Genomic DNA, 14,411 nt, shown 5'->3' with positions numbered 1-14,411 from the left:
GACCGGACGGGAGCACGCGGACGCCAACGCGCCCCCCAATGCGCCCCGTTGCGCACTTAGGCAAGCCTTGCTTAACTGACCGGCGGCCAACCCCCTGCGCTGAGGAGGAACTCCATGCGGGTCGTCATGTTCGGCTACCAGACCTGGGGGCACCGGACCCTGCAAGCCCTCCTGGACTCCGAACACGACGTGGTGCTGGTCGTCACCCATCCCAAGAGCGAGCACGTCTACGAGAAGATCTGGAGCGACTCCGTCGCCGACCTCGCCGAGGAGCACGGCGTCCCGGTGCTGCTGCGCAACCGCCCCGACGACGAGGAGCTGTTCGAGCGCCTCAAGGCGGCCGACCCGGACGTCATCGTCGCCAACAACTGGCGGACCTGGATCCCCCCGCGCGTCTTCGGCCTCCCCCGCCACGGCACCCTGAACGTGCACGACTCGCTGCTCCCGAAGTACGCCGGCTTCTCCCCGCTGATCTGGGCCCTGATCAACGGGGAGACCGAAGTGGGCGTCACCGCGCACATGATGAACGACGAGCTCGACGCCGGCGACATCGTCCGGCAGGAGGCGGTCCCGGTCGGACCGGCCGACACCGCCACCGACCTCTTCCACAAGACGGTCGACCTGATCGCCCCGGTCACCATCGGCGCGCTCGGCCTGATCGCCTCCGGGCAGAGGGAGTTCACCCGCCAGGACCGCTCGCGGGCGAGCTTCTTCCACAAGCGCTCCGTCGAGGACGGCCGCATCGACTGGACCTGGCCCGCCGAGACCCTCGAACGCCTGGTCCGCGCCCAGTCCGACCCGTACCCCAGCGCCTTCACCTTCCACCGGGGCAGGCGCATCGAGGTCCTCGCCGCCAGGGTCTCCGGCGCCCGCTACGGCGGCACGCCCGGCCGGATCTTCTACCGCGAGGGCGACGGCGTGGTGATCGTCGCCGGCGCCGGCGCCGCCACCGGACGCAACCACGGCCTGGCCGTCACCCGGGTGCGGACCGAGGACGGGCGCGAACTCCCCGCGACCGAGTACTTCACCTCCATGGGCGGGTACCTGACCCGCACGCCGTGAGCCCCCGGGGGTCCGGGCGGCGGTTCCAGCGCATCCGGGACCACGGCAGCGACAGCTCGTCCGTACCGGTGACCTCGCGCGGTACGAGGTCGCCGATGCGGGCGGCCTCGCCGTGGCGGGCGTAGACGGAGTCCACGTAGCGGTGGCCCGTGTCGGCCGCGACGAAGACGACGGTCCGCTCCGGGGCGCGCCCGCGTTCGTGCCGGGCCGCCAGGTAGCCCGCGCCCGTGGACAGCCCCGCGAACACCGCGTGCCGGCGCAGCAGGTCGACTCCGCCCGCGAGGGCCGCGTCGAAGGAGACCCAGTGCAGGGTGTCGTAGAGCTCGTGCGCCACGTTGCCGAAGGGGATGGAGCTGCCGATGCCCGCGATGATGATCTCGGGGTCGCTGACGTGCTCCGCGCCGAAGGTGACGCTGCCGTACGGCTGTACGCCGACCAGCTCCACGTCCGCGCTCCCGCCCGGGCCCCCGCGCAGGTAGCGGGCGAGGGCGCCGGTTGAGGCGCCCGAGCCGACCCCGCCGACGAGGGTGAGGGGGCCGTCCCCGACGGCCCCCCGGATCCGGTCGGCGACGGCCCGGTAGCCGAGGTAGTGGACGTCGTCGTGGTACTGGCGCATCCAGTGGTACTCGGGGTGTTCGGCGAGGATCTCGTGGATCCGCTCGACCCGCCGCTTCTGGTCGAGTTTGAGGTCGTCGCACGGCTCCATCCGCTCCAGCGTCGCGCCGAGCACGGCGAGCTGGACGCCCAGGGTGCGGTCCACCGTCGTCGAGCCGACGATGTGGCAGCGCATGCCGTACCGGTGGCAGGCCAGGGCCAGGGCGTACGCGTAGATCCCGCTGGAGCTGTCCAGCAGGGTGTCGCCGCGCCGCACGGCTCCGGTGTCCAGCAGGTGGCGCACCGCCGCGAGGGCGGAGACGGCCTTCATCGTCTCAAAGCGCAGGCAGACGAGCCGGTCGTCGAGCCGTACCAGGTCCGGCCGGCCGACCGCCTCCGCGATGTGCTGGTCCATGGGGGATCTCCTCGGTGGTGGTGAAGGTCCGGGTGGCGGGGATGCCGTGGGCGTCCAGGGCCCGCACGCAGGAGCGGACGCGGTGGCGCAGGCCGGGCGCGGCCGGGTCGAACAGCAGGCCCGCCACGGATCCGCTGTGCGCGATCTGCACGCCCGCCGCCCCGACCCGCCGGGCGACGTCGGTCAGGTCGTCGAACTCCGGGTGGGCCAGGACGCGCTGGCCGATCCGGGCGCTGGCCGTGGCGACCTCGCCGAGCAGCCGCACGTCGCCCGTGGCCACCGCCCGGCGCAGCAGCGCGCGCAGCCGCTCGAAGGCCCGCACCTCGTCCGCCCCGGCCTCGGCGGGCGGGCGCGCGGGCAGGGACAGGGTGTCCACGGGCGAGCCGCCGCCGAGGGCGCAGCCCACCACGACCAGCGGCGGCAGGGCCGGGCCGAGGACCTCCAGGACGCGGCCCTCGCGCTGCGCGAAGAGCACCGGGCGGCCGTCCAGCATCAGCGGGTCGCTGGCCAGTTCCGCGCGTACGGCCAGCCGCGCGACCGCGTCCGGCGGGAGCCGCAGCCCGTACCCGTCGGCGACCGCGCGCACGGCGGCGATCACGTCGCTGGTGGAGCTGCCCATGCCCAGGCCCACCGGGACGCCCCCGGTGAGCCTCAGCTCGCCGCCGCAGGCGGCCCGTCCGGACCGCCTCGCGCACTCCGCGACCGCGAGGACGGCGGCCCGCGCGGCCTTGGTCCGGCCCTCGGGCACGACGGTCAGGTCGTCCGGGGCGGTGCCGGGCCGGGGCCGGAACCGGGCGCGGCCGGCGGGGCCGGGCATGGGGAGGGTGACCAGGCCCGCGCAGCGGCGTCCCGCGCCGTCGAGGAAGACGCCCTGGAGCAGCTCGCCGTGGTGGCAGGGGGCGCGCCCGGTGCCCGTACGGAGGCCGCCCGGGGCGGGGGCGGGACGGGTGGGGGCCGTACGGACGGGGACCGTACGGACGGGGACCGTACGGGCGGGGGCCGTACGGGCGGCGGGGATCACGCGCGGCCCGCCGTCCGGTAGCGGTACAGGACGGTCTCCCCGGCGCTGAACTGGGAGAAGGGAAACGGTTCTGCGGACAGGGCGGTCACCCCGGACCCGAGGAAGGCCCGGGCCACCGCGCTGCCGCTCTGGGCGTAGACGACCAGCGGGACGCCCCGGGACCGGCAGCGCTCCAGGATCGTGTCGAACGAGCCGTTGCCCAGGGTCATCCCGGTGGCGACGACGGCGTCGGCGCGCTCCAGCACCTCGTGCATGTCGTCGGTGACGGGGTCTCCCCACTGGGTCGCCTTCAGGTTGAAGTCGCAGGGCAGCGGCCGGCCCCCGCGCTCGCGGATCGCCGCTACCAGCGGGTTCACCACGCCGATCAGGCCGACGCGGGCTCCCTCCTCGATGTCGAGCAGGCCCGCGATGGCCGCGTCCCTGGCGCCGGCCCGGAGTTCCGGGGTCCCGGCGGGGAGGACGACGGGTTCGGCCTCGCCCGCGGCGGCGGCCCCGGTGTGCGGGCGCACCGCGCCGAGGTAGGCGTCGAGCGCGGCGGTCCGCAGCGGCCGCGGGGCCTCTCGCAGGAGGACGTCGAGCGGGGCGCCGGAGTACTCGTGGCAGAGCGCGGGGTCGATCTGCCCGGCCTCGAAGGCGCAGCCGCCGAAGGAGGCGCCGAGCCGGACCAGGACGTACTGGTTGAGGTAGGTGGTGTCGCCGCCGGCCAGCCGGGTGCCGTGGTGGATCCAGAAGACGCTGGTGGCCGTGAGCCCGGAGGGGAGCGGGCCGTGGGATCCGGCGAGGACCGCTTCGACGAGGGAGTCGACGCTGTGGGCGGTGTCGGTGGCGGTGGTGCTGGTGGTGCTGTGCACGGGGGTCCTTTCAGGGGGCGGGTCGGGATGTCGCGGGGAGGGGTCCCCGGTAGCCGACGGCGGGGTGGCCGAGGGCGTCGGTGGTGAGTTCGGCGTCCACCTCGAAGACCGCGGCGAGCCGTTCGCGGGTCAGTACGGCGGCGGGGGTGCCCGAGGCGGTCAGGCGGCCGTGGTGCAGGAGCAGCAGCCGGTCGCAGTAGCGGGCGGCGAGGGACAGGTCGTGCAGGGCGACCAGGACGGTCCGGCCGGTACCGGTGAGCAGTTCCATCAGCTCCAGCTGGTGGCGGACGTCCAGGTGGTTGGTCGGCTCGTCCAGGAGCAGCCCGTTCGGCTGCTGGGCCAGCGCGCGGGCGATGTGGGCGCGTTGCCGTTCGCCGCCCGACAGGGCCCGCCAGGAGCGGCCGGCGAGGCCGGTGAGGCCGAGGCGGTCCAGCGCGGCGGCCACCACCGCCCGGTCGCGGGCGTCGGGTCCGCGCCAGCGGTCGCGGTACGGGGTCCGGCCGAGGCCGACGACGTCGGCGACCGTCAGATCGCTGTCGGCGGCCGCGTCCTGTCCGACGAAGGCGACGTGCCGGGCGGTCCGGCGCGCGCTCCAGTCCCGTACGCACTCGCCGTCGTAGCGGACGGTTCCGGCGTCGGGGGTGCGCAGCCCGGCGAGGCAGCGCAGCAGCGAGGACTTGCCGGATCCGTTGGGGCCCAGGAGGCCGACCGTCTCGCCGGGTGCGACGTCCAGGCTGACGCCGCGTACGACGGGCGTGCCCGCCACCGACCAGCTCAGCCCTTCGGCGGTGATCCTCACAGTTCCCCCCTCCTGCGCAGGACGAGTAGGAAGAGCGGTACGCCGAGCAGGGCGGTGATCACGCCGACGGGCACCTCGCGGGGCGCGAACGCGATCCGGGCCAGCGCGTCCGTCCACACCAGGAACACCGCGCCCGCCAGGGCCGCGTACGGCAGCAGCACCCGGTGCCGGGGGCCGACGAGGAACCGCACCCCGTGGGGGACGATCAGGCCGACGAAGCCGATGGCACCGACGGTGGCCACGGCCACGGCGGTCAGCGCGGCGGTGACCACGAGCAGCAGCAGCCGGGTGCGCCGTACGCCGATGCCGAGGGAGGCGGCGGTGTCGCTGCCGAAGGCGAGCCCGTCGAGGGAGTTGGAGCAGAGCCAGGCGGCCGCCAGGCCCAGCGGGGTGACGAGCGCGCAGACCGCGACGGTGTCCCAGCGGGCCGGGGCCATCGAGCCGAGCAGCCAGTGGGTGACGGCCCGCGTGGTGTCGGCGTCCGCCGAGGCCATCAGGACGAGCGAGGTCAGCGCGGTGCAGAGCTGGCCGACGACCACACCGGTGAGCACGATGCGGACCGAGTCCAGCCCGGTGCGCCGGAGCAGCAGCAGGAGCGCCCCGAAGGCGAGCAGGGCTCCCACGAGCGCCCCGCCGGTGACGCCGAGCGCGCCCGCGCCCACCCCGAGCACCACGACGGTGACGGCTCCCGCCGAGGCGCCCGAGGAGACGCCCAGCAGGTAGGGGTCGGCCAGGGCGTTGCGGGTGACGGCCTGGAGGACCGCGCCGCAGACGGCGAGGGAGGCGCCGACGAGGGCGGCCATCAGCACGCGCGGCAGCCGCAGGTCCCAGACGAGGGAGTCCAGCAGCGGGGGCAGCGGTTCCACGGCCAGGCCGAGCCGGGTACCGAGTGCGCGGCCGAGGCCGCTCCAGCCGATGTCGGCGGTGCCGGTGCGCACGGCCGCCGCGAGGGAGCCTGCCAGAACGACCGCGGCGACGAGACCCCGAACCGCACGGCCCCCGCGCCGAGCCCGAACACCGCCGACAACCCGAGCCCGAAGCCCCCCGGCGCCGGCCCCGGCGCCGCGGCCAGAGCCGAAGCCGGACCCGGCGCCGGACCCGGACCCGGACCCGGACTCGGACCCCGCCCCGGCCCCGGAGCCAGCGCCGGACCCAGGGCCAGAGCCGGAGCCGGCGCCGGACCCGGTGCCGGACCCGGTGCCGGACCCGGTGCCGGACCCGGACCCGGAGCCAGGCCCAGAGCCGGAGCCGGTCTCGGGGCACGAGCCCGCCCCTGCGCTGCGGCGTGCGCCGGAGCCGTGGCCCGCACTGGGACCGGAGTCCGCGCCGGAGGCAGAGGCGGCCTGGTCAACGGGCACGGCCGAGGTCCTTCATCCCGGCGGCCAGCAGCCCGAGGGCGTGCACCGACCGTACGGAGGGGTCGAGTTCGATGCCCGGCACCTCGATGATCCGGCCGTCGCGGACGGCGCCCAGCCGGGAGACCACCGGGTGCTGCGCCATCACGGCGCGCTTCTCGGCGGCGCTGTCACCGGGGCGGCCGCGCTCGGAGAGGTCGCCGATCACGATGAAGTCCGGGTCGCGCTTGGCGACCTCCTCCCAGGAGACCTCCGGCCAGTCCCCGTCGACGTCGTCGAAGGCGTTGCGCGCGCCGACGATCCGGCTCATCTCACTCGGCAGGCCGCTCTTCCCGGCCACGTAGGGCATGCCGTTGAAGACGGAGTAGAGGTAGACGACGGTGGGCCGGTCCGCCCCCCGGGCCGCCTTGGCACCGGTCTCCGCCGCCTTGGCCACGGCTTCGCGCTGGCCCGCGGCCAGCCGGCCCGCGCGTTCCCCGGCGCCGAAGACGCGGCCGAGGTTCTCGTAGTCGGAGAAGAGGAGCTCGAAGGGGGATTTCCCGGCCGGGTTCCGGTCGGGGCAGTCCACGGCGCTCACGAAGGCGGGGACCTTGAGGGCGGCCAGCTCCTCGCGGGTTCCGGCGCGGTCCGGGGTGAAGAGGTCGGTGGATCCGGCGAGGACGAAGTCGGGTGTGGCGGCGCGCAGTTGCTCGCCGGTGGCGATCTTGGGGGCGATGACCGGGATCTTGGCGTAGGCGGCCTCGTACTGCGGGGGGATCTTCGTCTTGAGGTTGGCGGTTCCGGCCATCCGGTCCTGGAGGCCCAGTTCGAGGAGGGTCTCGGTGGAGGCCTGGTCCAGGGCGACGGCCCGCTCCGGCGGCTTGGCGAAGGTGAGCGGGGTGCCGCAGCTGGTGACGGAGGACGCGGCTGCGGGGCCGGCGGCGGCCGCGCCGGAGCCACCGCCGCCCGCCGTGGAGCAGCCGGCGGTGGCGAGGGTCGCGAGGGTGAGGGTGAGGGCGAGGGCGGGGCGGGCGGGGTGGCGCATGGGTTCTCCGGTCCGGGAGGCGGGGGCGGGCGTTGTCGTGCACCGGGCAGAACTGCCGCGATGGAAGGGTACTGTAATGGCAATCATTTTCATTAACCACCTCGGGGGTGGTTCACCGAACCGCCTCCCCGCCTTCCAGGAGCACCCGACCCGTGGCCACCACACCCGCGCCGACCACCGTCAAGTCCCCCGCCCCGCCGCCCCGTTCGATCCTGCGCGACCCCGCCTTCCTGCGCCTCTGGGCCGGCACCACCGCCTCCGGCCTCGCCACCTGGGCCCTGCCCTTCGTCCTCGGGCTCGCCGTCCTCCACCGCGACCTCGGAGCCGCCGGACTCGGCCTGGTCCTCGCCGCGCGCACCGTCGGCTTCCTCGCCGCCGTCGCCGTGGGCGGCGTACTGGCCGACCGGCACTCGCGCCGCGCGGTCGTCCTCTGGTCCGCCCTCGCGGCGGGCGCCGCCGCCCCCCTGCTCACCGCCGGACTCGGCCGCTCCCTCGTGCTGATGACGGCCGCCGCCGCCCTCGCCGGCGCCGGGCAGGGCGCCTGCCGCCCGGCGTTCCAGGCCCTCGTCGCCGAGACCGTCGACCCGGAGCGCCGCCAGCAGGCCAACGCCGCCATGACCCTCGCGGTACGCGCCTCCACGCTCGCCGGCCCCGCCCTGACGGCGCTGCTCGCCGCCTTCCTCGACGTCCGCACGCTGCTCCTCGGCATCGGACTGCTCTGGCTGGTCGCCGCCCTCGTCCCCGCCCGGGGCACCGCCGCCCCGGCCGCGGCGGCCGGTCCCGCACCCCGCGCCGGCTTCCGCGCCGAGTTCGCCGAGGGGATACGCGAGGCCCGCCGGCACCCCTGGTTCCTGGCCGGACTCGCCGCCCTCGTCTGCGTGATCTCGCTCGGCTACTCCGCCACCAGCGTCGCCCTGCCGCTGATCAGCCGGGACCGCTACGGCACCGAGTGGGTGCTGGCCGCGGCCATGACCGCCTACACCGTCGGCGCGCTCGCCGGGGCGCTGCTCACCGCCCGGCTGCGGCCGCGCTCGCAGGGCTGGGCCGCCTTCGCCGGGCTGGCGGCGTACGGTTTCGCACCGCTGAGCCTCGTCCTGCCCGTGCACCCGGCGGTGGTCGTCGCCGCGTACGCCGTCGCCGGGACCGGGATAGAGCTGTTCAACGTGCCCTGGTTCACGGCCACCCAGCGCGAGGTGGCCCCGGACAAGCTGGCCCGCGTCTCCTCGCTGGACTTCCTCGTCTCCTACGGCCTGGCCCCGGTCGGCCTGGCCCTGATCGCCCCGGCCATCACCGCCTTCGGGGTCACCCCCGTCCTCACGGCCTGCGCCGCCGCCTGCTTCCTCGTACCGGCGGCGGCCGCCCTGACCCCCACCGCCCGCCACTTCGCCCGCACGGCCCCGGCGGCGCGGGACTGACCGGCCGCGGCCGGGGGCTCCCCGGCACCCGCTACCCGAGGGCGGCGCGGGTGTCATTCCGCAATGTTCCGGATCCCCCGGCCGCAGGCCCGTTGTTAGGTTCCCGAGCGCCAGTCCGTACGGCCGCCGGGGCGCTCAGCACGCCCCCCAAGCCGCACCCTTCGCACCGGGAGGCCCCGTTGACCGCGCAGCACCCCACCCGCAGGAGCATCCTCAAGTCCGCCGGCGGGCTCTCGGCGGCGCTGGCCCTCGGCGCCGGGGGCGTGCTGGCCGGCGCCACCGCCGCCTCGGCCGCCGGGGACGGCTTCGGCCTGCGCATCGTGGACCGCAACGAGAGCGACCACCGCATGTGGTACTACCGGTTCGACACCGACGCCATCGGCTGGGACCCGGCCGTGAACGTCCTGCTCCCGGACGACTACCACTGGAGCGGCCGCACCTACCCCGTGCTGTACCTCTTCCACGGCGGCGGCACCGACCAGGACTTCATCACCTTCGACCGGGAGCGCATCCGCGACTGGACGGCCGGCAAGCCGCTCATCGTGGTCATGCCCGACGGCGGCCACGCGGGCTGGTACTCGAACCCCGTCAGCTCCAACGTGGGCCCCCGGAACTGGGAGACCTTCCACATCGCCCAGCTGCTGCCGTGGATCGAGGCCAACTTCCGCACGTACGCCGAGTACGACGGGCGGGCCGTGGCCGGGTTCTCGATGGGCGGCTTCGGCGCCCTGAAGTACGCCGCCGAGTACTACGGCCACTTCGCGTCCGTCAGCGCCCACTCCGGCCCGGCCAGCCTGCGCCGGGACGGCGGGCTCGTCGGCCACTGGGCCAACGCCTCGGCGGCCGCCCTCGACCTGAGCGGCGGCACCATCTACGGCGCCCCCTTCTGGGACCAGGCCCGGGTGAGCGCCGACAACCCGGTGGAGCGGATCGAGAGCTACCGCCACAAGCGGGTCTTCCTCGTGGCCGGCACCAGCCCCGACCCGGTCAACTGGTTCGACACCGTCAACGAGACCCAGGTCCTCGCCGGACAGCGGGAGTTCCGCGCGCTGCTCGACCGCGCCGGGATCCCGCACGAGTCGTACGAGGTGCCCGGCGGCCACTTCGTCCGCCACGACCTGCTCCAGCGCGACATAGACGGCGTCATCGCCCGGCTCCGCAAGGCGTGACGGGCGGATGCTCCCCGGTTCCCGGCGCGCGCTGCGCGTCCTGCTGACGGCGGCCGCCGCCCTGCTGCCCGCGCTGGCGGCTGCCCCGGCGGCCGCCGCCCGGCCCACTGCCGCTCCCACCGCCGCCTGCCCGGCCGCCGGCTACGTCTCGCAGCACCACCACAGCGGCCACAACGGCGTGGACATCGCCGCCCCCATCGGCACGCCCATCCACGCGATCGGCGACGGCGAGGTGACCCACTCCGGATTCGCCGACGGCTACGGCCAGTGGATCCGCGTCCAGCACCCCGACGGGCGGATCTCCGAGTACGGACACATGTACCAGCGGGACGTGGCCGTCGGCGAGCACGTCGTCGCCGGGCAGCAGATCGCCCTGATGGGTCAGGAGGGCAACTCAAGCGGCCCCCACCTCCACCTGCGGATCTGGGGGGACCCCTCCACCTCGTACGGGATCGACCCCGAGGTGTACCTCTCCGAGCGCGGCGTGGAGCTCCCCTGCACCCCCGGCACCGGCCCCCGGCCCGCCCCGTTGACGTATCCGGCGGAGTCGGGGCGGGTGGTGTCGGCGCGGTCGGCGGACGGACGCCTCGAAATGTTCGCCGCCGGAGCCGACGGCATCCACCACGCCTGGCAGAACACGGTGAACGGCGCCTGGTCGGAATGGGAACCCCTCGGCGGACCCGGCGGCGCCGAGCTGGCCATCGGCCCCAACGCGGACGGCCGGCTCGAACTGTTCGCCATCAACGGCGCCACCTTCTCCCACCGCTACCAGCTCTCCCCCTCCGGCGCCTGGTCCGGCTGGGAGGGCTTCGGCGGCGGAGGCAAGGACATCGCCGTCGGCGCCAACGCCGACGGACGCCTCGAAGTCTTCGCCTCGGGCCCGGTCGGCGTCTTCCACCGCTACCAGAGCACCCCCAACGGCGGCTGGTCCGAATGGCAACCCGCCGACGGCGGACCGGCCGACAGCCGCATCGAGATGGAGAAGTCGCCGGACGGGCGCCTCGAAGTCTTCGCCCTGGGCGGGGACACGTTCCAGCACCTCTACCAGAGGACCGCCAACGGCGGCTGGTCCACATGGGAGGAGTTCGGCGGCGGCGGGCGCGACCTCACCGTCGACCACGACCGCGACGGCAGGCTGGAGGTCTTCGCCTCCGGACCCGTCGGCGTCTTCCACAAGTACCAGACGGGCCCCGCGAGCTGGTCCGGCTGGGAGCCCACCGGCGGTCCCGCCGACTCCCAGCTCACCAGTGAACGCTCGCCGGACGGCCGGGTCGAGGTGTTCGCGATCAACGGCAGCACCGCCCAGCACCTGTGGCAGACCGGGGTCAACGCCCCCTTCGGCCCGTGGGAGGCCTTCGGGGGCGGCGGCACCGAGATCACGGCCGCCGCGAACGCCGACGGACGCATCGAGGTCTTCGGGACCAGCGCCGCCGGGGTCCACCACAAGTGGCAGACCGGCTTCTCCAGCTGGTCCGAATGGGCCTGGGTGAACGGCGCTTCCGGGCCCGCCGTCGACTGAGACCCCCACGTGCAATTGGCCGATGTCGCACGGTGCAGCCGCGCGCGCAGCCGGTAACGTTCCCTGTCGATGACGTCGGCCGACGCGTCAACGCGTCGTACAGGGGGAGCCGTGAGCGGCATAGTCGTCCATCTGCCGCCGGGCAGCGGTGGCCCGGCGGACGGTGAAGCGGGCGGCGGCGGAGTGACGTTACGGCTCGGTCCGGGAGAGGCCGCGCGGTTCGGGCGCGGCTCCTCCCGGACGCCGGTCGAGCTCCCGCTCGCCGACGAGTCCGTGTCCCGGCTCGCCGGGGAGATCCGGGTCTGCGAGGACCACTGGCAGCTGACCAACCACAGCGCGGCGCAGAGCTACCTCGTCGAGAACCCGGAGGGGGCCGGGGAGTACCTGCGGGTCCCGCCCCGCCGGGCCGGGGCGCCGATTCCGTTCGAGTTCTCCCGGGTGGTGCTGCCCACCCGGCGCGGGACCACCCTCTCCTTCCAGGTCTACGCTCCCGACCACGTCTACCTGGACCCGCCGGGCGCGGGCGGTCCGGGCGCCGGCCGTACGGTCACGGCGTACTCGCTGGACGAGACGGCGACCTACTTCCTGGTGCTCGTGGCGCTCTGCGAACCCTGGCTGCGGGACGAGTCGCCGCTCTCGGTGCCGACCACCCCGCAGGTGGTGGAGCGACTGCGGACGCATCCCGGCTGCGGCCGGCTGACGGCGCGGGCGGTCAGTTCGCACATCGACTACCTGGCCGGGGAGAAGCTGCGGATCGAGGCGCCCGGCGCGCCCGGCGCGGGCCGGGGCGACCGCCGCAACGGGAAGCGGGACGCGGTCGTCGGGCTCGCGCTGAAGTTCGGCGTGGTCCGGGAGGAGCACCTGGCGCTGCTGCCGCCGCGGACCGGATCGGGCGCGCGGGGGCGGTAGAGGTGGCACGGGTGCGGAGTCCGGAGGCCTCCTGGGGCAGCGACCGTACGGAACTGCTGCCTCCGGGACACCTGGTGGGCGACTGGGTGGTGGCGGAGCCGATCGGTGCGGGCGGCTGGGCGACGGTGTACGCGGGGCGGCCGGTCCGGGCGGGCGCGGAGCCGGGCGAGGTCGCCCTCAAGGTGCTGCCCACGGCGGGGCTCGCCCCGCGCCAGGCCCGCAGCGTGGCCGAGTCCGCCCGGCGCGAGGTCGAACTCGGCCGCCGGGCCGGGCATCCGCGGCTCGTGCGGCTGCTGGACACCGCGGTGCTGCGCGCACCGGAGCACCCCTCCCTGGACGGGGCGATCGTGCTGGTGATGGAGCGGGCGTCCGGCAGTCTGCGGGACCTGATCGGTGCCGGGGTGGACGAGACGGAGGGCGGCCGGCTGATCACCGGGATCTGCGAGGGGCTGGCCCATCTGCACCGCAGCGGCTGGGTGCACTCCGACCTCAAGCCGGAGAACGTCCTGATCGGCGCGGACGGTTCGGTGAAGCTCTCGGACTTCGGGCTCGCCACCGAGCTGACCGGGACGCACGGCTACGCGCCGCCGATGGGCACCCCGGACTACCTGCCGCCAGAGCGCTGGCGGGCGCCGCTGGGCGAGCTGGGCGTACGGGTCCGCCCGAGCGCCGACATCTGGGCCCTGGGCCTGGTCATCCACGAGGTGTTCACCTCCGGCACGCCGCTGTTCCCCGGCGCCACGCCGATGGCGCGCGGCAACGCGGTGCAGGAGTACGCGGCCGGGCGGGCCCCGCTGCGTATGGACGACGGGGTCCCGCCGTTCTGGCGCGCGCTGGCCGCCGACTGTCTGGCCCCGGCCCACGAGGCCCGTGCCGGGTACACCGCCGAGAGCCTGCTCGCGCGGATCGCGGCCCGGGAGGCGGAGCCGCGGCCGGCGGGCGGCTCCGGGGGGCGCCCGGGGCGCCGGCGGCGGTGGGCCCGTGCCGCGGCCGCGCTGGCTGTCGCGGCGTGCGGGGCGGCGGGTGCCTGGTGGTACGCGGGACCGGCGGGCGGATCCGGTCCGGGTCCGGCTCGGGTCCGGGTGTTCAACGCCGAACGGGCCTGCCAGGACCGGTCGGACCGGGACCCGCAGTGCAGCCTGGGCCTGGCGCTGGACCCGCTGCTGCCGTACGCGGCGGGGAACGTGGCGCCGGCCCGGGTGTGGCACGGCGACGCACTGGAGGCGGACTGCGAACTGCCGCGCGGCGAGGCCGTCATCGACGAGTCGGACATGCGTTCCACGCTCTGGTTCCGGGTCCGCCCGTCCGGCGCGGACTCCGGGGAGCGGGCCTGGCTGCCCGCCGTGCGGACGAAGGACCGGCCGGCGCTCCCCCGCTGCCCGGCCCCGGCGAAGGCGCGTTGAGCACGCGGGGCACACGGGACGGACGGCGCGGGCGGTGGCCGGAACACGGCGTCCGGCCGGGGCGTCCGGGCGGTCGCGCTCACGGCCGCCGACCCGCGGCCGGTACGGTTCCGGCATGGACGTTTCCGCAACGAGTTCGAATCCCGAACGCACGGGCCCGGCGGCCCGGGTCTTGGACGCCGCTCGTGCGCAGCTGGCGAAGCTGGGGGCCGCAGGGCTGTCCCCGGAGGCCGTGGCGCACGAGGGCGGCCTCGCCGTCACCGAAGTGGAAGCCGTCTTCCCCCACCGGGACGACCTGCTGACCGCCCTGGTCGTCGACGCGTACGACGCGTCGGGCGCCGCGATGGAGCGGGCCGACGCCGCCGCGGCGGCCGAGGGATCCCCGGCCGGCGCACGGCTGCTCGCGGCCACCCGGGCGCTGCGGCGGTGGTCGTTCGAGAACCCGGCCGAGTTCACCCTGATCTACGGCTCGCCCGTACCGGGGTACCACGCGCCGCAGGACACCGTCCCGCCCGCCTCTCGTACGCCCGCGGTCCTCGCCGGGATCATCCGCTCGGCCCTGGAGGCGGGTGAGCTCACCCCGCCCCGGCGGACGCCGCCGGCCCGCGGGCTCCTGCTGCCCGAGGCCGTGGCGGCCTTCGGCGGGGTGCCCGGGGCTCCGTTCTCGGACATCATCGAGCGCGGCATCGTCCTGTGGAGCAACCTGATCGGCCTCCTGGTCTTCCAGGTGTTCAGCCGCACCCACGACAGCGTCAGCGACGAGGCGGCCTTCTTCGACTACGCGATCGCCGTGGCGGCCGAGGGCGTCGGACTCGACGTCCCCCTGCCCGAACAGACGGCCTGACCCCCACCCCCTACGCGGTACCCGCAGAAAA

The 14,411-nt window shown here is 75.4% G+C and carries 13 protein-coding genes; 7 read left to right on the top strand and 6 right to left on the bottom strand.

The genetic code is table 11. The annotated features are described in order from the left end of the window. The first annotated feature begins 114 nt into the window (after positions 1-114). Positions 115-1,062, top strand: coding sequence for a methionyl-tRNA formyltransferase (locus OG553_RS29515; RefSeq protein WP_405981876.1), 948 nt, complete (start codon positions 115-117; stop codon positions 1,060-1,062). On the opposite strand, the gene OG553_RS29510 is transcribed toward OG553_RS29515, so the two are convergent. From OG553_RS29510 to OG553_RS29485, 6 genes are all read right to left on the bottom strand, one after another. Continuing rightward, complete coding sequence (locus tag OG553_RS29510; protein WP_405981875.1) at positions 1,025-2,071, bottom strand: pyridoxal-phosphate dependent enzyme; 1,047 nt, start codon at positions 2,069-2,071, stop codon at positions 1,025-1,027. The genes OG553_RS29515 and OG553_RS29510 overlap by 38 nt on opposite strands. Continuing rightward, a complete protein-coding gene (locus tag OG553_RS29505; protein ID WP_405981874.1) occupies positions 1,992-3,092 on the bottom strand; it encodes a GHMP kinase in 1,101 nt (366 codons plus the stop codon). The genes OG553_RS29510 and OG553_RS29505 overlap by 80 nt, the downstream gene beginning before the upstream one ends. Then, complete coding sequence (locus tag OG553_RS29500; RefSeq protein ID WP_405981873.1) at positions 3,089-3,943, bottom strand: Rossmann-like domain-containing protein; 855 nt, start codon at positions 3,941-3,943, stop codon at positions 3,089-3,091. Before OG553_RS29500 ends, OG553_RS29505 begins: the two co-directional genes overlap by 4 nt. Before the next feature lie 10 nt (positions 3,944-3,953). Next, a complete protein-coding gene (locus OG553_RS29495; protein ID WP_405981872.1) occupies positions 3,954-4,742 on the bottom strand; it encodes an ABC transporter ATP-binding protein in 789 nt (262 codons plus the stop codon). Next, the gene (locus tag OG553_RS29490; protein WP_405981871.1) at positions 4,739-5,680 is read right to left on the bottom strand and encodes a FecCD family ABC transporter permease; all 942 of its coding nucleotides are present in this window, start codon (positions 5,678-5,680) and stop codon (positions 4,739-4,741) included. The genes OG553_RS29495 and OG553_RS29490 overlap by 4 nt, the downstream gene beginning before the upstream one ends. 409 nt (positions 5,681-6,089) lie before the next feature. Then, positions 6,090-7,121, bottom strand: coding sequence for an ABC transporter substrate-binding protein (locus tag OG553_RS29485; RefSeq protein ID WP_405981870.1), 1,032 nt, complete (start codon positions 7,119-7,121; stop codon positions 6,090-6,092). Positions 7,122-7,273: 152 nt separating this feature from the next. Here OG553_RS29485 and OG553_RS29480 point away from each other — a divergent pair, with 152 nt between their 5' ends. The 6 genes from OG553_RS29480 to OG553_RS29455 all read left to right on the top strand — a co-directional run bounded on the left by OG553_RS29480 (position 7,274) and on the right by OG553_RS29455 (position 14,380). Beyond that, the gene (locus OG553_RS29480; protein WP_405981869.1) at positions 7,274-8,536 is read left to right on the top strand and encodes an MFS transporter; all 1,263 of its coding nucleotides are present in this window, start codon (positions 7,274-7,276) and stop codon (positions 8,534-8,536) included. Between the two features lie 179 nt (positions 8,537-8,715). Then, on the top strand, positions 8,716-9,705 hold the full coding sequence (locus tag OG553_RS29475) for an alpha/beta hydrolase (protein WP_405981868.1): 990 nt from the start codon (positions 8,716-8,718) through the stop codon (positions 9,703-9,705). Between the two features lie 7 nt (positions 9,706-9,712). Then, positions 9,713-11,224 carry a peptidoglycan DD-metalloendopeptidase family protein gene (locus OG553_RS29470; RefSeq protein ID WP_405981867.1) on the top strand — a complete coding sequence of 504 codons (1,512 nt, stop codon included), beginning with the start codon at positions 9,713-9,715 and terminating at the stop codon, positions 11,222-11,224. Between the two features lie 111 nt (positions 11,225-11,335). Then, positions 11,336-12,133 carry a serine/threonine protein kinase gene (locus OG553_RS29465; RefSeq protein WP_405981866.1) on the top strand — a complete coding sequence of 266 codons (798 nt, stop codon included), beginning with the start codon at positions 11,336-11,338 and terminating at the stop codon, positions 12,131-12,133. Between the two features lie 11 nt (positions 12,134-12,144). Beyond that, positions 12,145-13,536, top strand: coding sequence for a serine/threonine-protein kinase (locus tag OG553_RS29460; protein ID WP_405981865.1), 1,392 nt, complete (start codon positions 12,145-12,147; stop codon positions 13,534-13,536). Between the two features lie 115 nt (positions 13,537-13,651). Continuing rightward, positions 13,652-14,380: a TetR-like C-terminal domain-containing protein gene (locus tag OG553_RS29455; protein ID WP_405981864.1), complete on the top strand. Its 729-nt coding sequence runs from the start codon at positions 13,652-13,654 to the stop codon at positions 14,378-14,380. Positions 14,381-14,411 lie beyond the last annotated feature (31 nt).

Origin of the sequence: Streptomyces sp. NBC_00158 (genome assembly GCF_045160885.1) — a bacterium.
In the GTDB taxonomy this organism is placed as follows: Bacteria; Actinomycetota; Actinomycetes; order Streptomycetales; family Streptomycetaceae; genus Streptomyces.
The sequence above is the reverse complement of the archived record's forward strand: the minus strand, read 5'-3'. Positions and strand labels throughout refer to the sequence as shown.